24 protein-coding genes and 1 tRNA gene are annotated in these 23037 nt (G+C 62.6%); 9 read left to right on the top strand and 16 right to left on the bottom strand.

The features are described 5' to 3' along the window. Nucleotides 1–14: 14 nt before the first annotated feature. Together SJI03_RS12310 and SJI03_RS12305 are read right to left on the bottom strand one after the other, a co-directional pair. Nucleotides 15–2579 carry a TonB-dependent receptor gene (locus tag SJI03_RS12310; RefSeq protein ID WP_322427378.1) on the bottom strand — a complete coding sequence of 855 codons (2565 nt, stop codon included), beginning with the start codon at nt 2577–2579 and terminating at the stop codon, nt 15–17. A gap of 126 nt (nt 2580–2705) precedes the next feature. Continuing rightward, on the bottom strand, nt 2706–3446 hold the full coding sequence (locus tag SJI03_RS12305) for a substrate-binding periplasmic protein (protein ID WP_099379365.1): 741 nt from the start codon (nt 3444–3446) through the stop codon (nt 2706–2708). Between the two features lie 43 nt (nt 3447–3489). Between SJI03_RS12305 and SJI03_RS12300 the strand changes: the two genes are divergently transcribed. From SJI03_RS12300 to nth, 3 genes are read left to right on the top strand one after another with little or no spacing between them, the layout of a single operon-like run. Beyond that, a complete protein-coding gene (locus tag SJI03_RS12300) occupies nt 3490–3810 on the top strand; it encodes a hypothetical protein (RefSeq protein WP_158301286.1) in 321 nt (106 codons plus the stop codon). Continuing rightward, nucleotides 3807–4538, top strand: a complete 732-nt coding sequence (gene rsxB / locus SJI03_RS12295; protein WP_099379364.1) for an electron transport complex subunit RsxB — start codon at nt 3807–3809, stop codon at nt 4536–4538. Before SJI03_RS12300 ends, rsxB begins: the two co-directional genes overlap by 4 nt. Continuing rightward, a complete protein-coding gene (gene nth / locus SJI03_RS12290; protein ID WP_099379363.1) occupies nt 4535–5182 on the top strand; it encodes an endonuclease III in 648 nt (215 codons plus the stop codon). Before rsxB ends, nth begins: the two co-directional genes overlap by 4 nt. A 142-nt stretch (nt 5183–5324) precedes the next feature. On the opposite strand, the gene proB is transcribed toward nth, so the two are convergent. The 5 genes from proB to rplU form a co-directional block, all read right to left on the bottom strand. Further along, the gene (proB, locus tag SJI03_RS12285) at nt 5325–6443 is read right to left on the bottom strand and encodes a glutamate 5-kinase (RefSeq protein WP_099379358.1); all 1119 of its coding nucleotides are present in this window, start codon (nt 6441–6443) and stop codon (nt 5325–5327) included. Nucleotides 6444–6470: 27 nt separating this feature from the next. Next, complete coding sequence (locus SJI03_RS12280; RefSeq protein ID WP_099379357.1) at nt 6471–6881, bottom strand: hypothetical protein; 411 nt, start codon at nt 6879–6881, stop codon at nt 6471–6473. Nucleotides 6882–6893: 12 nt separating this feature from the next. Next, complete coding sequence (obgE, locus tag SJI03_RS12275) at nt 6894–8003, bottom strand: GTPase ObgE (RefSeq protein WP_099379356.1); 1110 nt, start codon at nt 8001–8003, stop codon at nt 6894–6896. Between the two features lie 113 nt (nt 8004–8116). Continuing rightward, nucleotides 8117–8389 carry a 50S ribosomal protein L27 gene (rpmA, locus tag SJI03_RS12270; protein WP_010395157.1) on the bottom strand — a complete coding sequence of 91 codons (273 nt, stop codon included), beginning with the start codon at nt 8387–8389 and terminating at the stop codon, nt 8117–8119. A 40-nt stretch (nt 8390–8429) separates the two neighbouring features. Beyond that, entirely contained in the window at nt 8430–8741 is a 312-nt protein-coding gene (gene rplU / locus SJI03_RS12265) for a 50S ribosomal protein L21 (protein ID WP_034754730.1), read from the bottom strand. Nucleotides 8742–9045: 304 nt separating this feature from the next. Between rplU and ispB the strand changes: the two genes are divergently transcribed. Next, nucleotides 9046–10035, top strand: coding sequence for an octaprenyl diphosphate synthase (gene ispB / locus SJI03_RS12260; RefSeq protein ID WP_322427377.1), 990 nt, complete (start codon nt 9046–9048; stop codon nt 10033–10035). A 59-nt stretch (nt 10036–10094) separates the two neighbouring features. Here ispB and arsH read toward each other — a convergent pair whose 3' ends face one another. Genes arsH through SJI03_RS12245 form a run of 3 tightly spaced genes read right to left on the bottom strand, consistent with a single transcriptional unit; the run spans nt 10095 to nt 11611 of the window. After that, nucleotides 10095–10820, bottom strand: a complete 726-nt coding sequence (arsH, locus tag SJI03_RS12255; protein WP_099379354.1) for an arsenical resistance protein ArsH — start codon at nt 10818–10820, stop codon at nt 10095–10097. Beyond that, complete coding sequence (arsC, locus tag SJI03_RS12250; protein ID WP_099379353.1) at nt 10821–11243, bottom strand: arsenate reductase (glutaredoxin); 423 nt, start codon at nt 11241–11243, stop codon at nt 10821–10823. Further along, nucleotides 11240–11611 (bottom strand): metalloregulator ArsR/SmtB family transcription factor, encoded by a 372-nt coding sequence (locus SJI03_RS12245; RefSeq protein WP_322427376.1) that lies wholly within the window; start codon nt 11609–11611, stop codon nt 11240–11242. Before SJI03_RS12245 ends, arsC begins: the two co-directional genes overlap by 4 nt. Before the next feature lie 134 nt (nt 11612–11745). Between SJI03_RS12245 and SJI03_RS12240 the strand changes: the two genes are divergently transcribed. The 4 genes from SJI03_RS12240 (at nt 11746) to SJI03_RS12225 (ending at nt 16449) form a co-directional block, all read left to right on the top strand. Next, nucleotides 11746–13839, top strand: coding sequence for an AsmA family protein (locus SJI03_RS12240; RefSeq protein WP_322427375.1), 2094 nt, complete (start codon nt 11746–11748; stop codon nt 13837–13839). Nucleotides 13840–13891: 52 nt separating this feature from the next. Next, nucleotides 13892–13968, top strand: a tRNA-Pro gene (locus tag SJI03_RS12235). A 128-nt stretch (nt 13969–14096) separates the two neighbouring features. Then, nucleotides 14097–15491, top strand: coding sequence for a GntP family permease (locus SJI03_RS12230; protein ID WP_322427374.1), 1395 nt, complete (start codon nt 14097–14099; stop codon nt 15489–15491). 34 nt (nt 15492–15525) lie between these two features. Continuing rightward, nucleotides 15526–16449, top strand: coding sequence for a Na/Pi symporter (locus SJI03_RS12225; protein WP_322427373.1), 924 nt, complete (start codon nt 15526–15528; stop codon nt 16447–16449). A gap of 2 nt (nt 16450–16451) precedes the next feature. Here SJI03_RS12225 and SJI03_RS12220 read toward each other — a convergent pair whose 3' ends face one another. The 4 genes from SJI03_RS12220 to SJI03_RS12205 form a co-directional block, all read right to left on the bottom strand. Next, the gene (locus SJI03_RS12220; RefSeq protein WP_099379349.1) at nt 16452–17849 is read right to left on the bottom strand and encodes a sodium:solute symporter family protein; all 1398 of its coding nucleotides are present in this window, start codon (nt 17847–17849) and stop codon (nt 16452–16454) included. 131 nt (nt 17850–17980) lie between these two features. Further along, complete coding sequence (gene pcaD, locus SJI03_RS12215; protein WP_099379348.1) at nt 17981–18778, bottom strand: 3-oxoadipate enol-lactonase; 798 nt, start codon at nt 18776–18778, stop codon at nt 17981–17983. An 11-nt stretch (nt 18779–18789) separates the two neighbouring features. Next, nucleotides 18790–19080 carry a muconolactone Delta-isomerase gene (gene catC / locus SJI03_RS12210; RefSeq protein WP_322427372.1) on the bottom strand — a complete coding sequence of 97 codons (291 nt, stop codon included), beginning with the start codon at nt 19078–19080 and terminating at the stop codon, nt 18790–18792. 9 nt (nt 19081–19089) lie between these two features. Further along, nucleotides 19090–20199, bottom strand: a complete 1110-nt coding sequence (locus tag SJI03_RS12205; RefSeq protein ID WP_322427371.1) for a muconate/chloromuconate family cycloisomerase — start codon at nt 20197–20199, stop codon at nt 19090–19092. A 102-nt stretch (nt 20200–20301) separates the two neighbouring features. Between SJI03_RS12205 and SJI03_RS12200 the strand changes: the two genes are divergently transcribed. Next, entirely contained in the window at nt 20302–21216 is a 915-nt protein-coding gene (locus tag SJI03_RS12200; protein WP_225243502.1) for a LysR family transcriptional regulator, read from the top strand. Nucleotides 21217–21222: 6 nt separating this feature from the next. Here SJI03_RS12200 and SJI03_RS12195 read toward each other — a convergent pair whose 3' ends face one another. Then, nucleotides 21223–21606: a hypothetical protein gene (locus SJI03_RS12195; RefSeq protein ID WP_099379345.1), complete on the bottom strand. Its 384-nt coding sequence runs from the start codon at nt 21604–21606 to the stop codon at nt 21223–21225. Nucleotides 21607–21696: 90 nt separating this feature from the next. Then, entirely contained in the window at nt 21697–23031 is a 1335-nt protein-coding gene (locus SJI03_RS12190) for a PepSY-associated TM helix domain-containing protein (protein ID WP_322427370.1), read from the bottom strand. Nucleotides 23032–23037: the final 6 nt, after the last annotated feature.

Raw genomic sequence — 23037 nt, 5'->3', positions numbered from 1 at the left:
AGGGATACGGAAAATCAGAACGACACCGTGGCGCGCGCGTAGTAATAGCCGCCCAGCACGCCTAATGGTCCCGAGTTATCGTAGGCGCCCGTGTATTGCGCCAGATTCGCGGCGCTGCGCGCTGCGCGCGGCACCTGGCTCGGTTTCTGGTCGAAGACATTGTTGGCGCCCACCGTCACGTTGATGTGCTTGCTGACGTCGTAGCCGAGACTGACATCGGTCACGAAGGCGGCTTTCAACTGGTAATCGCCGCCCGTGATGGCGTTCAGGCGCTTGAGCTTGCCGTAGCGCGTCTCGCGCAGGTTGAATGTCCAACCGGCTTTTTCATACGCCAGGGTGACGATTTCCTTGTCGCGCGGCGCCCGGTACAGCAGGTCGTACTCGGCCGACTTGCTCAGGGTGCCGATATTCGGCAAGCCTTGCAGCACGGCCGGCAGGGCCGCCTTGCCGACTAGGCTCGTGTGGTTGAGATTCGCGGCCGCCGTCCAGCGCAGCTTGCCCTCGGCCACGTGCAGCACATCTTCGGCCGTCAAGTCGATACCACGCGTGCGCGTGTCGCCCACGTTGGCAAAGTAATGCGCGACGAGGCCATTGCCTACCGTCAAACCCGCCGAACGCAGCAGGTTTTCAATGACGGTTGCTTGCGCCCCCGTCAGCGGCCGGCCGCTGCCGTCGAGCGCCACGCCCGAACTGCGGTCGATGCCGATGTTCGACGACACACCCAGGCGGTCGCTGACCTTGATTTGATACGCGTCAACGCCCAGGCGCAAGGTGGGCGTAGGATTGAAGGTCAGCCCGGCCGACAGATTCGTCGATTTTTCCGGTTTTAATGCTTGCGCGCCCAGTGCCCGCGCAGCGGCCGAGTTCGGCTGCGCCAGGGTATACGGCACGCCCGCATGGTCGGACGTGTTCGAATACGATTGCGTCACCAGGCTCGGTGCATGGAAACCATTGCTGACGGTGCCGCGCACGGCGACCGTGGGCGTGACGTCATAGCGGGCGGACAAACGGCCCGTCGTCTTGCTGCCGAAATCTGAATATTTCTCGGCACGCAAGGCCGTGTCGAGCAGTAATTGCGGCGTCAGTTTCGCGCCCAGGCCGATGTACGCCGCATAGCTGTGGCGCGCCGTGTCGGACGCGTCGACGGGCAGGTAGCCGGCCAGCGCCGATGAGCCGCTGCCCTGCCAGGAAGCGGGTTCGCCCGGGCTGCGCTGCTGCGTTTCATGCGAATACTCGAGACCCAGGCTCAGGTCGGCCGGCTCGCTCAAGCCCAGCGGCACGGGACGGCGCACATCGGCGTTGGTGGTCGAGCGGCTGTAGCGCTGATTGCCGATGTCAAAATCCGTCTTGCCGCCAGGATAAGTGAGCGAGTAATTGGCCGAGTGCTCCACGCCCACGTCGATATCGTCGCGGCCATACGTCGTGCTCAGGTCCCAGGACCAGCCCGCCGTCTCGCCCTTGATGCCGCCCGTCAAGGAAAAGTCGTTTTCACTCGTCGTTTCATACGGCGTGAAGCCGTCGGGATACACGGACAGCAAGCCTTTGTTGTTATTGAAAATGGTATTGGGCAGGCGGAAATTCTGCGCCGAGCGGGCATTGCGGTGCGCATACGTGCCGAAGCCGTACAGTTGCACCTCGTTCGACAGGTCATAGCCGAGGTTGGCGCTGAGCGAGGCGGTCGTGCTTTGCGGCACGCCCGTATTGCGCCACGGATTGCTGTTGCGGTTCGCTTCTGCCGGGTTGGGCGAGGCGCCGGCCGGCAGGCTGTTGTTACTTCCCAGTTTCACCGGCTGGCCATCGCTGTTGCGCACGGCCGGATACGACAGATACGCGGGATTCAGTCCGAAATTGCGCACGGCGATGCCCTGGCGCTGGACTTCGGCGCCGAAGTGGGCAAAGCCGTGTTCGCCCAGGCGCGTGCCGCCATTGATGCGCACGGAACCGTTCGTGCCGTCACCCGCGTAGGTGGAACCGAGTTGCGTGCTGAAGCTGCCCTTGTCATCCGCTTTCAGGATGATGTTGATGACGCCGGCGATGGCGTCGGAACCGTAAATGGCCGAGGCGCCGTCGCGCAGGATTTCCACGCGAGCAATGGCGCCCGTGGGAATCAGGGCCAGGTCGGTGGCGACGGAACCGGGAAAGCCATCCTCATTGACGATGGCCGTCGTATGGCGGCGCTTGCCATTCACCAGCACCAGGGTATGCGAGGGGTCGAGGTTGCGCAGCTGCCCCGCGCGCACTATGCTGCCCAGGTCGGGCTGCACGCGGGCCGGCAAGTTGAACGATGGCAAGGCCGTATCGAGCGCATCGAGCAAGTTCAACTTGCCCGTGGCTTGCAATTGCTGCGCGCTGATCACGTCGATGGGCGCTGCGCTGTTGGCCACCGTGCGGCCCGTGCCGCGCGCGCCCGTGACGATGACGGTGTCAAACGGCGCGGCGACCAACGCGCCAGCGCCATCCGGCGCCGCTTGCGCATGCGCCACGCCAGGAGCTCCCAGCACGAGCACGGCCGCCGAGACGGCGTGTGCCAGTTGCCGCAAACGGGGGACGGGGTCTTGCTTGTGAATCAATTCCAGCATACGAAAACATCCTTTCAAAGTCGTCAACACAGTGGCTGCAGACTAAAGGATGGACAAACAAACAAGAACGAATGGTTTCGTATTTAGATATTTCGTTTTGGCAACTAACAACAGCGACGCGCCGTGTCAGGGAGCGGCCGGGGCGGTCGCCAGGCTCTGGTCGAGGCGCTTCCAGTAATCGCGTTCCAGCCGGGCCGTATCGATATCGCGTGCCGCGTCGTTGAAGCGTTTTTGCTGCGCAGCACCTTCAGCATCACGCTGGAAGCACACATGCACGGGGCGCTCCTTGAAGACGGTATCGATGATGGCGATACGTTCCCGATCGGCCTTGCTGAAGTTGCGTCCCATCAGCAAGTGCTGCAGCACATGGCGCTCGATGACGATCACACGGTAACGCTTGATGAACAGTTTCTTCAGATTCGTCGCGTCGTTCAAGCCCTCCTCCGTCTTCAGCTCGCCACGCGCCACCATGCCATCGAACTGTTCCCCATTCGAGTAGCCGGCCACGGTGCCGATGCGCAGCGGGCCCAGGTCGGCCAGGCTGGCGCCCGGCACGCCATCTTCCTTCAGGTAGGCCAGCACACCCTGCGTGCCGCCAACCGGCACAGAAAAGTGGCAGAGTTTTTCCCGTTCGGGCGTGCGCCACACGGCCAGGAACCCGGCATAGCGGGAACTGGCCAGGCCAAACTGCATGGCGCGCTTCCAGGGGAAATATTCATATCTGACCGCATAGCCGAGACGCTCGAAGACGGCGCTGACCATGGCGCCCGACATGCCATCGGCCGGTAGGCTGCGGGAAATAAAGGGCGGCCAATCTTCCGCCGCGAAGCGGACGATGCGCGAGCTGGCAGCGCCCGACGCCGCCATGGGCGCTGCAGCCTGCCCGTGTGCAAGGGCAAGTGCAGAGTGCATGAACAAACAGAAGGGCAAACCAACTGTCCGGAGGAAACGCATGTTTGGCTCCTATGGCCTGGCGCACCATGCAATGCAGGCGGCAACAGGACTGGCGGTCGGCTTTTTTATCACTAGCTTGATAAAAATCATGCTCCCACAAAAAAAAGAAATTGCAAAGTTGTTTATTTGCACTTTGACATTCCTAGAGGAAATAAAATACGATTGCGGCGCGCCTGCAACAGGCCTGTCATGGCGCTGGTTATCCCCTCTCACGAAACAGGTTTTTACTTGTGCACGCGCCGGATGGCCGATAATGGCGTTTTACCGTGGAAGATGACCGTGCCGCACCCTGCCCCTCCCTCACTTGCCGACCAGATCGAAGACTTGCTGCCGCAAACGCAATGCACCAAATGCGGCTACAACGGCTGCCGCCCGTATGCGGAAGCGATTGCCGCCAGCAGCGCCGACATCAACCAGTGCCCGCCGGGCGGCGCGCAAGGCATCGTGCGCCTGGCCGGCTTGCTGGGCAAAAAAGTCATCCCGCTCAATCCCGTCAACGGCCTCGAACGTCCGCGATCTGTCGCCTATATCGATGAATCGCTGTGTATTGGCTGTACCCTGTGCATCCAGGCTTGTCCGGTGGACGCCATCGTCGGCGCCGCCAAGCAGATGCATACAGTGGTCACCGATCTGTGCACGGGCTGCGACCTGTGCGTGGCGCCCTGCCCCGTCGACTGCATCGTCATGTACCCGGTCAGCGGCGACGCCACGGGCTGGGACGCCTGGAGCCAGATGGACGCCGACGATGCGCGCGCGCGCCATGATTTCCGCACGCAGCGCCTGCGCCGCGAAACAGAGGAAAACGAAGCGCGCCTGGCCGCCAAGGCTGTCGCCAAGATGCGCGAAGTGACGCAGGAAGTGCCCGTCACGCCCGATGAACAGGCGGAAAAGGAGCGCAAGCGCGCCATCATCGCCGCCGCCATGGAGCGCGCGCGCGCCAAGGCTGCTGCCGCCAGCACGGATACTGCCCAGCCAGCCCCCACCACCCCGAAAAAAGACGCATGAACGCTGCCAAACGCCTGGAAATCTTTACGCGCTTTCGCGCCGCCAATCCCTCCCCGAAAACGGAACTCGAATACACGACGCCGTTCGAGCTGCTGATCGCCGTGCTGCTGTCGGCACAGGCAACGGACGTGTCCGTCAACAAGGCGACCCGCTTGCTGTATCCGGTCGCCAATACGCCAGCCACGATACTGGCGCTGGGCGTGGACGAGCTGGCCAGCTACATCCGCACCATCGGCCTGTTCCGCACCAAGGCGAAGAACGTCATCGCCACCTGCCAGATCCTGCTGGAGCAGCACGGCGGCGAAGTGCCGCGCGACCGCGCCTCGCTGGAAGCCTTGCCCGGCGTGGGCCGCAAGACGGCGAACGTGGTCATGAACACGGCGTTTGGCGAACCGACGATGGCTGTCGACACGCATATCTTCCGCGTCTCGAACCGCACCGGCATCGCGCCAGGCAAGAATGTCGATATCGTCGAGCAAAAGCTGCTCAAATTCATACCCAAGGAATTCCTGCACGATGCCCACCACTGGCTCATCCTGCATGGCCGCTACACATGCACGGCGCGCAAGCCGCAGTGCTGGAACTGCATGATTGCCGACCTGTGCGATTACAAGGACAAGTCGCCGATGCCGGCCGTGGTGTAGGTAAAAAAAACGGCCCGAGTGGGCCGATGTCGTTGCGTGGTTGGTCGGATTAGCGCTACGCGCGTAATCCGACACATTATTGCTGCCTGGGGTGTTGTCGGATTACGGCCCTTCGGGCCTCGGTGGCCCCACCTAATCCGACCTACAGCAACACCATATTATCGCGATGAATCAGCTCATGGCCTTCCATGTAGCCGAGGATGGACTCGATTTCGGTGGACGGCTTGCGCATGATGCGGCGCGCTTCGCCGCTCGTGTAATTGGAAAGGCCGCGCGCCACTGACACGCCATCCGCATCGACGCAGGTGATCACGGCGCCGCGGCCGAATTCGCCGTTCACGCCCGTCACGCCGATCGGCAACAGCGACTTGCCTTCCTGGCGCAGCTTTTGCACGGCGCCCGCGTCCAGCACGACGGCACCGGCCGTGTGCAGATGATCGGCCATCCACTGCTTACGCGCCGTCAACTGCCCTGTTTGTGCCCGCAACTCCGTGCCGATCGCTTCGCCCTGGGCCAGGCGGCTGAGCACGTCGCTGTCGCGGCCCCAGGCGATGATCGTGTGGGCGCCCGACTTGGCGGCGCGCTTGGCGGCGAGGATTTTCGTCAGCATGCCGCCACGTCCCAGGCTGCTGCCGGCGCCGCCGGCCATCGCTTCCAGGGCCGGATCGCCAGCGATGCCCTGCGTGATCAGGTAGGCGTTCGGGTCCTTGCGCGGGTCGGCCGAGAACAGGCCGTGCTGGTCCGTCAGGATGACGAGCGCGTCGGCCTCGATCAGATTGGCCACCAGCGCGCCCAGGGTATCGTTGTCACCGAACTTGATTTCATCGGTGACGACGGTGTCGTTTTCATTGATGATCGGCACCACGCCCAGGCGCAGCAGGGTCGTCAGGGTGGAGCGGGCATTCAGGTAGCGTTCGCGGTCGGCCAGGTCGGCGTGCGTCAGCAGCACTTGCGCCGTGCCGAGACTGTGGGCGCGGAAGCTGCTTTCATAGATTTGCGCCAGGCCCATCTGGCCGACGGCGGCGCATGCCTGCAATTCGTGGATATCGGTGGGGCGCTGCTCGAAACCGAGGCGCAGCATGCCTTCGGCGATGGCGCCGGAACTGACGAGCACGACTTCCTTGCCCAGGGCGCGCAAGCCTGAAATCTGCGCGGCCCAGCGCGCGATGGCGGCATGGTCGAGTCCGCGACCATCGTTGGTGACCAGCGAAGAGCCGACTTTGATGATGATACGGGTAGCTTTTTGAATCACGGAATCCATGGGGCGGCGCTCTTCACTTAATAGACGTCAGCGCGCAGGACGCAGCAGCAGCAAGGCCAGCCCCGCCGTCAACTCCATTGCGCACATGAACAACACAAAACCCTGGGGCAAGCCGAAGCTGATGGCCGCGAACAGACGGCCGGCGGGCTGCGCCAGGAGCAACATTGCTGTGATATCGCCGAGGACAGGCGGTTCGCCCTGCCGTGCCGCGAACAGCGCCAGGAGCGCGGTAGCACCCCAGACACCGACATGCGTGGCGTAGAACTGGCTGTAGCCATTGACGCCATTGAGGAAGATGCCCATGCCGGCCGCCATTTCATCGGCGAACAACAGGCAGGCGACCGCGCTCAGCCCGTAAGCATACGCGATCAGATGCAATACACGGCGCTGCCACGCTTGCTTGCGCGCTGGCGCGGCAGCGGCCGTCTGTACCGACATCAGGGTAAAGCCTTAGTCGAGGATCTTGAAACGCGGATCATCCGGGTCGATCGACGAGATACCGCGTGCTTCTTCGGTCATCTGCGTCTCTTCGGCACGGCTTTCGCTGTGTTTCTTCTCTTCCAGATGCTGGTAAATCGCATTCACCAGTTCCGGGCAACCCTGATGGTTCAGCGCGGAGATCTCGAAGACGGGACCTTTCCAGGCAAAACGCTTGAGGAAGTCCTTGACGATCTTCTTGCGCTCTTCTTCCGGCACCATGTCGAGCTTGTTCAACACCAGCCAGCGCGGCTTGTCGACCAGCGACTCGTCGTACTTCTTCAATTCCTTGACCAGCGCCTTGGCTTCCTTGACAGGATCGACGTTGGTTTCAAACGGCGCCAGGTCGACGATGTGCAACAGCAGACCCGTGCGCTGCAAGTGACGCAGGAATTGATGGCCCAGGCCCGCGCCTTCGGAAGCGCCTTCGATCAAGCCGGGAATATCGGCGATCACAAAGCTCTTCTCGTGCGATACGCGCACCACGCCCAGGTTCGGGTGCAGGGTGGTAAATGGGTAATCGGCAATTTTCGGACGCGCGTTCGAGACGGCCGAAATGAAGGTCGACTTGCCGGCGTTCGGCATGCCAAGCAGGCCAACATCGGCCAGGACTTTCAATTCCAGGCGCAGTTCGCGGCGTTCGCCTTCCTTGCCCTCGCCCTTCTGGCGTGGTGCGCGGTTGGTCGAGGACTTGAAGTGGATATTGCCCCAGCCGCCTTCGCCGCCCTTGGCCAGCATTTCGATCTGGCCGTGCTCGGTCAGATCAGCCAGGATTTCGCCGCTCGCGTTGTCGATGATCAAGGTGCCAACCGGCATGCGCAGGTGGATATCATCGGCGCCCTTGCCATAGCAATCTGCGCCACGGCCAGGCTCGCCATTGCGAGCCTTGTGCATTTTGGAGAAGCGGAAATCGACGAGCGTGTTGATATTGCGGTCGGCGACTGCCCAAATGGTGCCGCCCTTGCCGCCATCGCCGCCATCGGGACCGCCAAAAGGCCGGAATTTTTCACGGCAGAAAGAGGCGCAGCCGTTGCCGCCATCGCCCGCGATGACTTCGATTTTTGCTTCGTCGATAAACTTCATAATTTTGCCGCCATAAAACTAAAAAGGCTCTACCTTGGGCAGAGCCTTTCGATTGAAGGCTTGCGCCTTACATCATGCGATCATTGCGGAGCGAACTGGCGCCCCGCGATGAATTACGCTGGTACTGCTGCGTTAGGTACAACGGTCACGAATTGCTTCGAGCCAGCACCTTTGACAACGAACTTCACTTTGCCCGCGATCAGCGCGAACAACGTGTGGTCCTTGCCCATGCCTACGCCTTCGCCGGCGCGCACTGGGGTGCCGCGTTGACGAATGATGATGCCGCCAGCATTGATAGCTTGGCCGCCGTAGACTTTAACGCCCAGACGTTTTGATTCTGAATCACGGCCGTTTCGCGTTGTGCCGCCGCCTTTTTTATGTGCCATTTAAGACTCCTTGATAGCTGATTAATTCAAACAGCGGCGATTAGCCGTTGATCGAAACGATTTGGATTTCGGTAAAATTCTGGCGATGGCCTTGATGCTTTTGGTAGTGCTTACGACGACGCATCTTGAAAATTTTGACCTTATCATGGCGACCATGCGCCACAACCGTAACCAGTACCGTTGCACCTTCGACCAATGGAGCACCAAACTTGATGCTATCGCCCGCGCCTACTGCGAGAACTTGATCGATGGTGATTTCGGAACCAATGTCTGCCGGTATCTGTTCTACTTTAAGTTTTTCGCCAGCGACAACTTTGTATTGTTTGCCACCGGTTTTTATGACCGCGTACATGATTTGAAACCTCATCAAATGTTGAAAGAATTTGTCCCACTGCCATGAAAAGCAAGCCATGCACAACAGGGGGAACCAGCGATTATACACGGACTGATAAATTGCGTCAAAAAGTATTCACAAAGCTTGACGATCGTGGTATGTCGACAACCTGACCATCATGTCAGGCTTGCGCCGGGCAGACAGCAAAACGCGCGCCAGTGCCAACAAGATCAATCAATTGCTCTACAGTCATAGGCAAACGTCACGCACGCGCAAGCCTTGTCGTATAATCGCGGCACCCACAATCTAATGCAGGTTCGCCTTGTCTGACGCTAACAAACACGTTAACCAAAACACCATCGTGCAAACGATTGCCGCCGATATGGACGCAGTCAATACGGTGATCCGCCAAAAATTGCACTCCGATGTAATTCTGATCAACCAGATCGCTGAATACATCATCAGCGCAGGCGGCAAACGCATCCGTCCCGTGCTGATCTTGCTGGTGGCCAATGCCCACGCCTATCGCGGCACGGCGCACCATGAACTGGCCGCCGTGGTCGAATTCATCCACACCGCCACCCTGCTGCACGACGACGTCGTCGATGAGTCGTCGATGCGCCGCGGACGCCAGACGGCCAACGCCCTGTTCGGCAATGCCGCCTCCGTGCTGGTGGGCGACTTCCTGCACTCGCGCTCGTTCCAGCTGATGGTGTCGCTGAATAATATGCGCGTCATGCAAATCCTCTCCGACGCCACCAACGTGATCGCCGAAGGCGAAGTGCTGCAGTTGCTGAACATGCACGATCCGGACGTGACGCAAGAGAGCTACCTGAACGTCATCCGCTCGAAAACGGCCAAGCTGTTCGAAGCGTCGGCGCAACTGGGCGCCCTGATCGCCGGCGCCAGCGAAGACGACATCGAAGCGGCTGCCGAATACGGCCGCTCGCTGGGCACGGCCTTCCAGCTGATCGACGACGTGCTCGACTATGCAGGCGACGCCGCCGAAATCGGCAAGAACGTGGGCGACGACTTGCGCGAAGGCAAACCGACCATGCCGCTGATCTGGCTGATGGAAAACGGTACGCCGGAGCAACGCGAACTGGTGCGCAGCTGCATCGAGCAAGGCGACGAACAACATTTCGACGCCATCCTGGCCGCCATCACCAATAGTGGCGCCCTCGACTACACGCGCAAGCAGGCGGAAATCGCCGGCCAGCGCGCCGCCGATGCCATCGCCGGCTGGCCGGACAGCGTCTACAAGCAATCCATGCTGCAACTGTGCTCGTTTGCCGTGGACCGCAATCACTGATCGCGTTTAGGTTAGAGCAAAGACAACGGCGCCAATGGCGCCGTTTTTTTATTGCTTTGCTACTTGCGCTCATGCTCCATCGCCGCGCCCGCCAACTCCTGCACGATGGCCGGCGCCGCTTCCAGCCGTTCGCTGTAGCGGCTGCCCAGATACTCGCGGCGGTCGCGCACCAGCAGGGTGAATTTATACAGCTCTTCCATCACGTCGACCAGGCGCTCGTAATACGGCGACGGCTTCATGCGGCCGTCATCGTCGAATTCCTGATACGCCTTGGCCACCGAAGACTGGTTCGGAATCGTTACCATGCGCATCCAGCGTCCCAGCACGCGCAAGCCATTGACGGCATTGAACGATTGCGAGCCGCCCGATACTTGCATCACGGCAAGGGTCCGCCCCTGCGTGGGCCGCACGCTGCCCGTTTCCAGCGGCAGCCAGTCGATCTGCGATTTAAACACGCCCGTGACAGCGCCATGCCGCTCGGGGCTGCACCACACTTGCCCTTCCGACCACAGCGACAGTTCACGCAACTCCTGCACCTTCGGATGCTCGGGCGACACACTGTCGACCATGGGCAAGCCATGCGGGTCGAACACCCGCGTGTCGGCGCCAAAGTGGCGCAGGATGCGCTCCGCTTCCAGGGTCAGCAACTTGCTGTACGAACGCTCGCGCAAGGAACCGTACAGCAACAGGATACGCGGTGCATGCGTGGACACATTGACCGGCGCCAATTTATCCAGGCTGGGCACGTCCAGGTGGGCGGCACTGATATTCGGCAACTCTTCCATTTATGCCACCGGCTTGCCGTCGGCGCCGACCACGGCCTGGCCGTCTTCCTTGGCAAACGCGCCTTGCTGCGGCAGCGGCAGGATCTCCAGCACTTTTTCCGATGGCCGGCACAGGCGCACGCCCAGTTCCGTGACGACGATGGGGCGGTTGATCAAGATAGGATGGGCTTGCATGGCGTCGAGCAGGGTTGCGTCCGGCAAATCCGGATTGGCCAAGCCCAGCTCGTCGTACAGGGCGCCCTTGTCGCGCATCACCGCGCGCACGGACAGGCCCGCACGCTGGATCAGGTCGACCAGTTCCTCGCGCGATGGCGGATGTTTGACGTAATCGATGATGACGGGTTCGACACCCGTGTTGCGGATCAGGGCCAGGGTATTGCGCGAGGTGCCGCACGCCGTGTTGTGGTAAATCGTGATCGTCATGTCGTGATGTCCTTCGGTAAAGTAGATTCAGTGACGCAGCAAGGCGCGCCAGCGCAGCAGTTCTCGGTCAAGAAAGCCAGCAAGCCGTTCATGCCCGCATAGTTGGCCGCATAGATGATGGAACGGCCCGCCTTGCTTGCCGTCACCAGATTGGCGTGCGCCAGTTCTTTCAAGTGAAACGACAGGGACGAAGGCGCAATCGCCAGCGCTTCGGCAATTTTCGTCGCGGCCATGCCTTGCGGCCCCGCTTGCACCAGCAGGCGGAACACGGCCAGCCGCGATTCCTGTGCCAGCGCAGCCAAGGCCGCGATGGCGGCAACATTCGTCAGCGGCGCCGCCCCGCTCGCTATTGTCTGTGTATTTTCCATATTTCAATAATAGTCGAATTATTGAATCATTTCAAGCGACACGTCTTGGCTACCCATCTTACGTAACCTAGCGCACCGACTGTCATGATCAATCGGTCTACCTTGATGAAAAAATCACTGCGATTGGCATTCCCATGACACGCTCGACACCCTTGAAAATCCTCGGCTGGAGCCTGGCCGCCCTGCTGGCCCTGGTCGCCATCGTGGTCATCTTGGTGCTGACCTTCGACTGGAACCGCGCCCGCCCCTACATCAACGAAAAGGTGTCGGAAAGCACGGGCCGTACCTTCGTCATCGGCGGCGATTTACAGGTGAAATGGAAGCAAGGGTTGAAAACGGAGCCGGGCTGGCGCCGCTACGTGCCGCGCCCCATCATCAGCGCGCAGGACGTGCACATGAGCAACCCTGACTGGGCGACGGCCGGCCCGCAACTGGCCAGCGCGAAACGCATCGACGTGGCCATCCATCCGCTGCCCCTGCTGCAGCACAGGCTGGTGCTGACGGATCTGGCCCTAGCCTCTCCCAACATTGCCCTGCAGCGGCGCGCCGATGGCAGCAACAGCTGGACCTTGAAGGACAATGGCCCTTCGGCATGGGACGTGGAAATCCAACGCATGGCCTTCGGTGACGGCTTCATCCGCTACCTCGACGAGGGCATCGCGCTGGACATGCACGCCAAGGTCAGCTCGACCGCGCCCGACGCCACGCCGGGCGATGCGCCAGGCAATGCGCCCGTGCAGAAATACGGCATTGCCTTCACCCTGGGCGGCACCTACCGCAAGGCACCCGTGACGGGCGGCGGCAAGGCGGGCGCCGTGCTGACATTGACTGACAACAATACCGTGTATCCCGTGCAGGCGCATGCCGTGCTGGGCAAGAACAAGGCCAGCATCGACGGCACACTGACGGACCCACGCTCGCTGTCGGGCATCGATTTGCAGCTGAGCCTGGCCGGCGCCAGCATGGCGGATCTGTATCCGCTGACGGGCGTGCTGCTGCCGGAAACGCCGGACTACGCCACCAAGGGTCGCCTGCTGGGCAAGAAAGACGGCGCCACCTGGAACTGGATCTATCAAAACTTCAAGGGCACGGTGGGCCAGAGCGACCTGGGCGGCACCCTGCAATACCTGCCGCGCCAGCCGCGTCCCCTGCTGCGCGGCGAAGTGACGTCGCAGCAACTCCGCCTGGAAGACCTGGGTCCCACCATCGGCGCCGACAGCAATGCCCAAAAACAGGCGCGCGGCAAGGCGCCCGTGCAACCGGACAACAAAGCCTTGCCCGTGGAACAGTTCAACACGGCCAAATGGAATGCGCTCGATGCCGACGTGAAATTCACGGGCAAAAAACTCGTGCGCACGCACGATATCCCGCTCAACGACATCGTCGCCAACATCCACATGAAAGACAAGGTGCTGAGTTTGACGCCGCTCAACTTCGGCATGGCCGGCGGCGACATCACCTCGAACATCACGCTCGACGGCCGCCAAAAGACCATCGCCGCGCAAGCCAAGGTAGCAGCGCGCCACCTCAAGATACGCGAACTGTTTCCCAAGCTGCAATCGATGCAAGCGAGTTTCGGTGAAGTGTATGGCGACGCGGCACTCACGGGCCACGGCAATTCCGTTTCCGCCATGCTGGCCAGCGCGAATGGCGAACTGGCGGCCACCGTCAGCGAAGGCTCCGTCAGCCAGTTCATGCTGGAACTGGCCGGCTTGAACCTGGCCAACGCCGTCTTCGTGAAAATCTTTGGCGACAAGCAAGTCCACCTGAATTGCCTGGCCAGCGATTTCGCCGTCACGAATGGCCAGGCCGACGTGCGCCGCTTCGTGCTCGACACGGACACGGCCGTGGTCAATGTCACGGGCAACGTCAACCTGGCCCACGAAACCCTGGACCTGGACGTGCGCCCCCGTACCAAGGGCGCCCGCATCATCACCTTGCGCACGCCGCTGTACGCGAAAGGCACGTTCAAGAACCCGGACGTGGGCCCGCAAAAAGGCCCGCTGGCCCTGAAAGCCGGCGCCGCCGTGGCCCTGGCCACCGTCGTCACGCCGCTGGCCGCCCTGCTGCCGCTGGTCAACGTCGACAAAGCCCCCGACACGGACTGCGCCGCCGTCATGGCGCAAGCCAACGCCACCCGCAAAGCCCCGACTTCGCCGGCAACAAATGCGCCCGCCAAGAAAGTGAGCGAGGCGGAGATCAAGAAAGCCCAGCAGGAAAAGAAATAGGGCTTGATGTAGCCGCTTGAAAGCCGCTCCGCCATCTGCTGTAATGAAGGAGCGGGGTGTGGCTCAGCCTGGTAGAGCGCTGCGTTCGGGACGCAGAGGCCGGAGGTTCGAATCCTCTCACCCCGACCAGCCTTTTCCCCTCACTGGGCCGGCTTGAACTGCTTGCACCTTGACCTGCGCGTTGGCGTGCCGCCAGGAAATATGATATTAATTACATCATTAATTTCCTAATCACTTCTCGCGCAAGGGCTTGACCGATGTCTTTCCTGATAGTTCTGGCCGCACTGGCCTTCCTCATGCTGGCCGCCTACCGCGGCTACAGCGTGATCCTGTTTGCGCCTGTCGCTGCACTGGGCGCCGTGCTGCTTACCGATCCGTCCGCCGTGCCGGCTGTCTTCAGCGGCATCTTCATGGAAAAGATGGTCGGCTTTATCAAGCTGTATTTCCCCGTCTTTTTGCTGGGCGCCGTGTTCGGCAAGCTGATTGAGCTGTCCGGCTTTTCCCAGTCCATCGTCGTGGCCGCCATCCGCTATATCGGCAGTGCGCGCGCGAATGCCGTCATCGTTGCCGTGTGCGCAGCCCTGACTTACGGCGGCGTGTCGCTGTTCGTGGTGGTGTTTGCCGTGTACCCGTTTGCGGCTGAACTGTACCGCCAGAGCAATATCCCCAAGCGGCTGATGCCGGGCGCCATCGCCCTGGGCGCGTTTTCCTTCACCATGGATACCTTGCCCGGCACGCCGCAAATCCAGAACATCATCCCCACCACCTTTTTCAATACGACCGGCTGGGCCGCGCCGTGGCTGGGCACTATCGGCGCCGTGCTGACGGTGATCATGGGACTGGCTTTCCTCGAATGGCGCCGGCGTTCCGTCATGGCGACGGGCGAGGGCTATGGGGCCGAGGCCGACAAGGCCACAGCCGACGAGGGCGACTTGCCCCATCCGCTGCTGTCGGTAGCGCCTCTGGTGCTGGTCGGCGTGGCCAACTTTGCGCTGACCAAGCTGATCCCGCACTGGTATGGCGACAGCTATATGCTCACCGCCGAGGCGTTGCCAGGACTGCACGCGCCCGTGTCGACGTCGATCGCCTCAGTGACAGGCATCTGGGCCGTGGAAGGCGCCTTGCTGCTGGGTATCTTGCTCGTCTGCGCGACGGCCTTCGGGCGCATCCGCGCCGCCTTTGCCGAAGGCACCAAGGCGGCCGTGGGCGGCGCCTTGCTGGCGGCCATGAATACGGCGTCCGAATATGGCTTTGGCGGCGTCATCGCGGCCCTGCCCGGCTTCCTTGCCGTCAGCAACACCTTGCGCAGCGTGCCCGATCCGCTCGTCAACGCGGCCGTGTCCGTGACGACCCTGGCCGGCATCACGGGATCGGCCTCGGGCGGCATGAGCATCGCGCTGGCGGCCATGTCAGACAGTTTTATCCAGGCCGCGCAGCAGGCGCACATCCCGCTGGAAGTGATGCACCGCGTGGTGGCCATGGCCAGCGGCGGCATGGATACCTTGCCGCACAATGGCGCCGTGATCACCCTGCTGGCCGTCACAGGCCTCACGCACCGCCAGTCCTACCGCGACATTTTCGGCATCACCGTCATCAAGACGGTGGCCGTGTTTTTAGTGATCGGTATTTACTACCTGACAGGGCTGGTATGATCGCGTCTTCGCCGACGCTCACTCGCACCGCTCCATGAATCATTTCCAGGTATTGATCGCTGCGGTCTCGGCCGTGGTGCTGTTCTTGTACAGCTTGCAAGCTTTCAGCCGTGAACTGCAAGCGATGGGCGGCGCCGGCATGCAAGCCTGGCTGGCGCGAGTCACCACCAACCGCTGGTACGGCTTTCTCGTCGGCGCCATCGCCACGGCGCTGGTGCAGTCGAGCAGCGCCACGACGGCGCTGGCCGTCGCCCTCGTCGATGCACAAGTGATCAGCTTTGCGGGCAGTTTGGCAATCCTCTTGGGTGCGAATGTCGGCACGACGGCCACGGCCTGGCTGGTGTCGATGAAGCTGACGGGCATCGGCCCGCTGTTCATCATTGCCGGCGCCCTCGTCTCCAGCCTGCCCAGCAAGATACAGGCGCTGGGCAAGGCGGCGTTTTACTTTGGCTTGATCTTCTTCGCCCTGGACCTGATCTCGAGCGAACTCAAGCCGCTGCAGGCGCAACCGTGGTTTGTCGATACCTTGGCGCAGGCGCGCGAACCGTGGATCGCCTTGCTGATGGGCGCGCTATTTACGGCGCTGGTGCAATCGAGCAGCGTATCCACCGGCCTGGCCATCGTGCTGACGCAGCACCAGCTGATCCCGGCCGAAGCGGCCATCGCCATCGTCGTGGGCGCGAATGTCGGCTCTACCTCGACGGCGCTGCTGTCAAGCCTGCAGATGAGCGCCAACGCGCAAGCCACGGCCAAGGCCAACTTCCTGTTCAACCTGGCTGGCGCGTTGGCCTTCTTCCCCTTCATTCCCGCCCTGTCGAACGCCTTGCTGCCGCTGGCCGGCACGGCCGTGGCGGCCGCGCACCTGATTTTCAACCTGTGCGTTGGACTGTGTTTCCTCGTGTTCCTGCCCTACCTCCAGCCGCGCCTGATGCGCTGGCTGAAGGCGGCTCCCGCCTGAGTCTATTTCACGGCCGGCGCGGTACCCACCGGCTGCGCCGGCTTGAACACATGGCTGATGCCCATGGTCAGCAGCGGACCGGCCAGCGCCAGGTAGGAACTGTCCACGCCGTACGGATTGCCCGCCAGGAACCAGCCAATCGTGGCGATCACGGAGACGATCACGCCGACAAAGGCGCCGCGCGGCGTGCCGAATTTCGGCGCATAGAAGGCCATCAGCACCAGCACGGCCAGGGTGGCGCGCAGGGCCTTGCCGAGGAAGGCGATCATCAGCAATTTTTCCGCATACAGCGCCAGCACCAGCGGCAGCAATCCCGCCACGACGATGGCGATGCGCAGGAACATCAGCGATTTCGCGTCATTCTTCGCCTTGTTGTACCAGGGATCGTAAAAATCCTTCATGGCCAGGGTCGCCGACGCCAGGGTGGTGGCGGAAATGCCGCCGAACAGGGCGCCGGCCAGTCCCACGATCATGATGCTGGCGGAAAACGCCGGCATGTGGGCGATCAGGGTCGGGAAGGCATCGATCGACTTCATGCCCGGATACAGCACGGCGCTGCACATGCCGATCAGGGCCGCCATCAGGCCGAACGGGATCATCAGCGACGACACGTAATAGCAGGCGCGCTTGGCCACGGCCGGGTTGTCCGTGCTGACCAGGGCCTGGATCACGTATTGCGTGGCGAAGATGGAACCGATGCCGCCGATCATCCAGGCGATGATCTGACCCCAGCCGATCTCGACCCAGTTGAACATCTTGGCCGGCAGCTGCGCCTGCAGCGCGCCGATGCCGCCCGTTGCCTCCAGCGCATACGCCAGCGCCAGGATCACGCCCAGGTACTTGACGATGGAGTGGGCGAAATTGGTGTACACGACCGAGCGCATGCCGCCCAGGCTGACATAGATCACGGTGATGGCGCCCACCAGCAAGATGGCCACGGTCTTGTTGATGTGCAGCACGGCCGCCAGCACGGCGCCGCCACTCGCGTACAGGGCCACGGCAACGATGCTCAGCGCAACGATGGTGAGGATGGAGGCCGCATAGCGCACGGGTTCGCCGTAGGTTTGCGCAAGGATGCCGGAAATCGTCGACTGCCCGCTTTCCTTGTATTTTTTCACCAGCACGATGGCCAGCAGCAAGAAGCCCAGCGACAGCGCCACCAGATTCCAGGCGGCGGAAATACCCAGTTCATAACCCTTCTGGGCCGTGCCGATGCTGACGGAACTGCCGATGAATTCCGACAATAGCAACGCGCCGATCAGGTAGGCGGGATAGTTGCGCCCGCCCGCCGTCATGCCCTCGGCGCTGTTGGCATGCTTGCGCACGCTATAGGTAATGTACGACATGAGGGCGAAATAGCCCACCGTGACCGCGGCGATAATGATCAATCTGTTTTCCATCCGTCTACTCCAAGTCTGCTTTTCTTATTATTATTTTTCAAGAAAGCTTCCCCTGCCGCATGCCGGACCAGCCGGCGGTGGTGCTCAGGGAAAAACTACATTCCTGCCGTACCGATACGGTACAGCAAGCCTCACACTAAAAAATTCCGCAACTGCGCTGTAAACAGGTCTGCCGCCTCGATGTTCGAAATATGCGAGGCGGGCAGGCTTGCCAGGCGGGCGCCCGCGATCTGCTGCTGCAGCCAGCGCGCGTCGTCGATGGTGGTCACGGGATCGTGCTCGCCCGCGATGATCAGGGTCGGCACGGTGATCGTGCCGACGCCAGCGTGCAAGTCGGCCTGGGCCAGCACGTCGCAGCAGGCCGCGTAGCCGCCCGCATCCTGGCCGCGCAAGGTGCCGACCAGGCGCGCCACCGTGTCCGCTTCACGCGCGATAAACTGCGGCGTGAACCAGCGCGCGGCGGCGCTATCGGCCACCGCGGCCATGCCGTCGCGGCGCACTTGCTCCGCCCGCAACTGCCATGGCGCGGCGCCGCCGATGCGCGCCGCCGTATTCGCCAGCACGAGCTGCGTCAAACGTCGCGGCTGGTGAACGCCCAGCCACTGGCCCGTCAAGCCGCCCATGGAAATGCCGCAGAATGCAGCGCGTTCGATATCGAGGTGGTCGAGCAGCGCCACCACGTCCAGCCCCAACCGCTCGATGCCGAACGGCGCGCCGCCGCTCGCCGACTGGCCATGGCCACGCGTATCGTAGCGCACGACAAAAAAGTCGCCGGCCAGCGCGGCCGCCTGCGCATCCCACATGGACAGGTCCGTGCCAAGGGAATTCGACAGGACCAGGCAAGGCTTGCGGCGCTCGCCATCCGTGCGGTAATGCAGGCCGATACCATCCACCGCGCACGTTTTCCCGACAATGTCGTTGCCTATCATTAGATGTCTCCTCAGGAATCGTCGTCGCGCACGGACGAAGGATGGCGGCACAGCGGCATCACGTCGATCTGCATGTAGGGGAACAAAGGCAGGGAGGTGAGCAAGTTGTGCAACTCGTCCACGCTGTCCACATCGAAAACGCTGATGTTGGCGTACTGGCCGGCGATGCGCCACAGGTGGCGCCACTTGCCCTCGTGCTGCAGGCGCTGCGCCAGTGCCTTTTCCGTCTGCTTGAGCTGCGCCGCCTGCTCGGTGGGCATGCTCAATGGCAGGTTTACGTTCATGCGTACATGGAATAACATGGTTTCTCCTTATTGACGCTGCATGGAACGCAGCTTGTCGGTATCGATCTCGACGCCCAGGCCCGGACCCGTCGGCACCTGCAGCATGAAGTCGCGGTACACGAGCGGCTCGCGCAAGACTTCCTGCGTCAGCAGCAGTGGCCCGAACAGTTCCGTACCCCAGGCCAGTTCGGCAAACGTGGAGCAGACGTGGGCCGTGGCGGCCGTGCCGACGCCGCCTTCGAGCATGGTGCCGCCGTACAGGCCGACGCCGGCCAGGCGCGCCACGGTGGCCACTTCCAGCGCGGGCAGCAAGCCACCCGACTGGGTGATTTTCACCGCAAACACGTCGGCCGCATCGGCCTGGGCCAGCGCCAGCGCGTCGGCGGGACCGTGCAAGGCTTCGTCGGCCATGATGGCCACGTCGAAGCGCCGCGTCAGGCGCGCCAGCGCGGCGCGGTTGCCGGCTTTCACGGGCTGCTCGATCAGGTCGATGCCGCCCGCTTCCAGTGCGGCGATGCCGCGCACGGCGTCCGTCTCGCTCCAGGCCTGGTTGACATCGACGCGCACGCTGGCCCGTTCGCCCAGCGCCCGCTTGATCTCCAGTACGTGGGCCACGTCATCCATCACGTCGCGCAAGCCGATCTTCAGCTTGAAGATGCGGTGACGGCGCAGTTCCAGCATTTTTTCCCCTTCGGCGATATCGCGCGCCGTGTCGCCGCTGGCCAGCACCCAGGCCACGGGCAGCGCATCGCGCACGCGGCCGCCCAGCAATTCCGACAGCGGCACATTCAGGCGGCGCGCCTGGGCGTCCAGCAGGGCCGTTTCGATCGCGCACTTGGCGAAGCGGTTGCCCTGGATGAGCTTGCGCACCCTGGCCATGGCCTTGGCCACTTCGCTCGCTTCCATGCCGACCAGCAGCGGCGCGATATAGGTGTCGATATTCGTCTTGATGCTTTCCGGGCTTTCGCCGCCGTAGCCCAAGCCGCCGATGGTGGTCGCTTCGCCCCAGCCCGTGATGCCATCGGCGCAGCGCAGCCGCACCAGCACCAGGGTTTGCGTATTCATGGTCGCGACGGACATGCGGTGCGGGCGAATGGTTGGCACATCGACCAGGTAGGTCTCGATATTTTGAATCATATTTATTCCGTATAATTCTGTGGAGTGGTTACACGATATTCCCCGAATCTCCCCACGTCCAACACCGAGTTGGTATCAAACCTATACCTGAAAGGTATGAAGATGGAATTACGGCACTTGCGCTACTTCGTTGCGGTCGCGGAGGAAAGGAACTTCACGCGGGCCGCCGCGCGCCTGCACATCGCGCAGCCGCCGCTGAGCCGACAGATGCAGCAGCTGGAAGAAATCCTGGGCGTGGTGCTGATCGAAAAGGGGTCACGGCCCTTGCGGCTGACGGAAGCGGGCGAGTTTTTCCTCGCCCATGCGCGGCCCCTGCTCGATCAGGTACGCGACCTGCAGGCGATGACGCAGCGCGTGGGCAAGCTGGAACGCACGCTGTCGATCGGCTTCGTCGCCTCGACCCTGTATGGGGAATTGCCCGACATCGTGCACCGCTTTTGCGAGCGCCATCCCGAAGTCGACGTGAGCCTGCATGAAATGACGACGGTGCAGCAGTTGAAGGCCCTGAAGGAAGGCCGCATCGACGTGGGATTCGGACGATTGAAAAGCGAAGATCCCAGTATCCGCCGCATCCTGCTGCGCGAAGAGCGCCTGGTGGTGGCGCTGCCGCCCGGCCACCGGCTGGCCAAGGGGGAAGGCGGATTGCGCCTGACTGACCTGGTGCACGAAACCCTGCTCGTGTATCCGAAAGCACCCCGTCCCAGCTTTGCCGACCAGGTGCTGGCCATGTTCAGCGAAGGCAATGTCACGCCAGGCCCCGTCACGGAAGTGCGCGAGCTGCAGATTTCCATGGGACTGGTGGCGGCCGGCCAAGGCATTTCCATCGTGCCGGAAAGCGTGCAAGCCATGCACCACCGGAACGTCGTGTACCGCAAGCTGGACGACAAGCATGCGTTCTCGCCCATTTTATTCAGCATGCGGCATATGGACCGCTCGCCGGAACTGGAAAACCTCCTCGCCGCCGTATACTCGATCTACGATGAACACGGCATCGCGCACGTCAAGGAAAGCCTGTAGCAGTGACTACGCCGCGTCGGCCAGCAATGTCGGGCGCAGCGCGCGAATGCGCAGTTCCGTGAAATAGCCGCCCGCCTCGTTGTAGCGCAGGTAGTAACGGCCGCAGTTCAGGCAGCGGGCCACCTGGCTCAGATTGGCGGGATAGTAGCGCGGGGCGATGGGTGCATCCGCACTGTCGTAGCGCGTGCCGTGCGGGTGGTACTCGGCAAACGTCGGTTCCTCGTACGGGTCTTCGCGCAGGGTGCCGACTTCTTCAAAGCGGTCCAGCTCCAGCGAAGTGGGAAGGCGCTGCCAGGCGTCCAGCGGGACGGCGCAGCAGCTGCATTTTTTTGTCACCAGCGCCGACGCGGCGGCCAGTGCGGACAAAGCGGGAAAGTCGATGAATACCATGGTTCAGCCTATGCAAAGGGGCGGCCCATGGCAACGAGCCTGGCCGCGCCCTTTCATTCTAGCCCAGCAAGCGATTTGCCATGTGCCCCGTCATCTTGCCGCCCGGCGCCAGCGGCCGTGCCGCACCAGGATCAGCTCGAGCAGCATCAGCATGCCGCCGGAGACGAGCAGCAGCGGCATCAGCGCGCACATGCCGGCCGCCGCCAGCCAGGCCAGCGCAGAAGGCGAGGTCCAGGCGCCCGGCAGCAGCTTGGGTAAACCCAGCGAGCCTGGCAGGCGCCGCTTGAAAAACATCAACCAGCCCGACACCAGCGAGAACAGCACGCTGGCGCCGAACAGCAGCAGCAAGGCCTGGTTCCACCAGCCAAATTCGCCGCGGTGAAATGGAATGCCGATGGCCGTCGCCTTGCCGAACGCCGTCTGCGCCTCCCACCCTGCATAGTACAAAGGCTTGCCGCTGTAGGCATCGAATTGCAGGTCGAAGCGCAAGGTGGGCTGGCTGCGGTCGGCCATGGTGGCGCGCCACACATCATCCTGGCTGGCCGGCGCCGTCAGCTGCACGGCGATGGCGGGCGCGTGGCTGCGCGCTACCTGCCACGCATCCTGCCAGTCGAGCGGAGCGCCCGCCTCGGTCGAATGCAGACCGCGCGGCGCGGGCGCCGGCGCCTGGCCGCTGACATCGCGCAGCGCGCGGATGCGCCCGCCCGCCTGCTGGCTCCACGTCAGCCCTGTCGTCAGGATCACGGCGCTGACGATGCCGAGCGCCACGCCAAGAAAAGCATGCCACTGGCGCCAGCCATTGCGGCCCCGCGCGCCCCGCTTCGGCAAGCCCGATTGCGCGCCGCGCGGCCACCACAGGGCCACACCCGTCACCAGCATCACCATCAGCCAGCTGGCCGCCAGCTCGATCATCCAGCGCCAGCCATCATTCTGCAGCAGGCGCGAATGCAGCTTTTTCGCCCAGTTGCCAAAGCGCTCGCTGCTGGCCAGGCTGCCCAGCACGCGCGCGTCATACGGATTCACATACACGATGATGGCTTGCGCGGGCAGGCCAAACTTCGGCTTGGCCGGCGCGGCATGTCCGCCATGGCCCGCATGTTCATCCTGCGCGCCGCCGGGCGGCGCAAAAGCCACCTGCACCGCGTCATCCGGTTGAAACGGCGGCACCACGTGCTGCACCGTCCAGCCGCGCGGCGCGGCCCGCTCCGCTGCCGCCACGGCGGCGTCCAGCGGCAGCATCGAGTCCTGCGGCGCCACATGATCGAGGTGCTGGTACAGCCTTGCCTCGATCTGCGGCGTGAACACATACAACATGCCCGTCAGGGTGGCCACCAGGGCAAACGGCGAGGCGATCAGCGCGGCCCAGAAGTGGATGCGCCAGTACAGGCTTTTGCGCCGCGCGATAAGAAAGGTGTGATCGTCCATGGCTAT

Origin of the sequence: Janthinobacterium sp. GMG1 (assembly GCF_034427795.1) — a bacterium.
Classification (GTDB): domain Bacteria; phylum Pseudomonadota; class Gammaproteobacteria; order Burkholderiales; family Burkholderiaceae_D; genus Janthinobacterium.
This window is presented reverse-complemented; position numbering and strand designations above follow the sequence as displayed.

What these genes read in the sequence shown, in the direction of transcription:
- SJI03_RS12310 (WP_322427378.1), bottom strand. Translation starts at nt 2,579, where the DNA reads ATGCTGGAATTGATTCACAAGCAAGACCCCGTCCCCCGTTTGCGGCAA.
- SJI03_RS12305 (WP_099379365.1), bottom strand. Translation starts at nt 3,446, where the DNA reads ATGGCGGCGTCGGGCGCTGCCAGCTCGCGCATCGTCCGCTTCGCGGCG.
- SJI03_RS12300 (WP_158301286.1), top strand. Translation starts at nt 3,490, where the DNA reads ATGAACAAACAGAAGGGCAAACCAACTGTCCGGAGGAAACGCATGTTT.
- rsxB (WP_099379364.1), top strand. Translation starts at nt 3,807, where the DNA reads ATGACCGTGCCGCACCCTGCCCCTCCCTCACTTGCCGACCAGATCGAA.
- nth (WP_099379363.1), top strand. Translation starts at nt 4,535, where the DNA reads ATGAACGCTGCCAAACGCCTGGAAATCTTTACGCGCTTTCGCGCCGCC.
- proB (WP_099379358.1), bottom strand. Translation starts at nt 6,443, where the DNA reads ATGGATTCCGTGATTCAAAAAGCTACCCGTATCATCATCAAAGTCGGC.
- SJI03_RS12280 (WP_099379357.1), bottom strand. Translation starts at nt 6,881, where the DNA reads ATGTCGGTACAGACGGCCGCTGCCGCGCCAGCGCGCAAGCAAGCGTGG.
- obgE (WP_099379356.1), bottom strand. Translation starts at nt 8,003, where the DNA reads ATGAAGTTTATCGACGAAGCAAAAATCGAAGTCATCGCGGGCGATGGC.
- rpmA (WP_010395157.1), bottom strand. Translation starts at nt 8,389, where the DNA reads ATGGCACATAAAAAAGGCGGCGGCACAACGCGAAACGGCCGTGATTCA.
- rplU (WP_034754730.1), bottom strand. Translation starts at nt 8,741, where the DNA reads ATGTACGCGGTCATAAAAACCGGTGGCAAACAATACAAAGTTGTCGCT.
- arsH (WP_099379354.1), bottom strand. Translation starts at nt 10,820, where the DNA reads ATGGAAGAGTTGCCGAATATCAGTGCCGCCCACCTGGACGTGCCCAGC.
- arsC (WP_099379353.1), bottom strand. Translation starts at nt 11,243, where the DNA reads ATGACGATCACGATTTACCACAACACGGCGTGCGGCACCTCGCGCAAT.
- SJI03_RS12245 (WP_322427376.1), bottom strand. Translation starts at nt 11,611, where the DNA reads ATGGAAAATACACAGACAATAGCGAGCGGGGCGGCGCCGCTGACGAAT.
- SJI03_RS12240 (WP_322427375.1), top strand. Translation starts at nt 11,746, where the DNA reads ATGACACGCTCGACACCCTTGAAAATCCTCGGCTGGAGCCTGGCCGCC.
- SJI03_RS12230 (WP_322427374.1), top strand. Translation starts at nt 14,097, where the DNA reads ATGTCTTTCCTGATAGTTCTGGCCGCACTGGCCTTCCTCATGCTGGCC.
- SJI03_RS12225 (WP_322427373.1), top strand. Translation starts at nt 15,526, where the DNA reads ATGAATCATTTCCAGGTATTGATCGCTGCGGTCTCGGCCGTGGTGCTG.
- SJI03_RS12220 (WP_099379349.1), bottom strand. Translation starts at nt 17,849, where the DNA reads ATGGAAAACAGATTGATCATTATCGCCGCGGTCACGGTGGGCTATTTC.
- pcaD (WP_099379348.1), bottom strand. Translation starts at nt 18,778, where the DNA reads ATGATAGGCAACGACATTGTCGGGAAAACGTGCGCGGTGGATGGTATC.
- catC (WP_322427372.1), bottom strand. Translation starts at nt 19,080, where the DNA reads ATGTTATTCCATGTACGCATGAACGTAAACCTGCCATTGAGCATGCCC.
- SJI03_RS12205 (WP_322427371.1), bottom strand. Translation starts at nt 20,199, where the DNA reads ATGATTCAAAATATCGAGACCTACCTGGTCGATGTGCCAACCATTCGC.
- SJI03_RS12200 (WP_225243502.1), top strand. Translation starts at nt 20,302, where the DNA reads ATGGAATTACGGCACTTGCGCTACTTCGTTGCGGTCGCGGAGGAAAGG.
- SJI03_RS12195 (WP_099379345.1), bottom strand. Translation starts at nt 21,606, where the DNA reads ATGGTATTCATCGACTTTCCCGCTTTGTCCGCACTGGCCGCCGCGTCG.
- SJI03_RS12190 (WP_322427370.1), bottom strand. Translation starts at nt 23,031, where the DNA reads ATGGACGATCACACCTTTCTTATCGCGCGGCGCAAAAGCCTGTACTGG.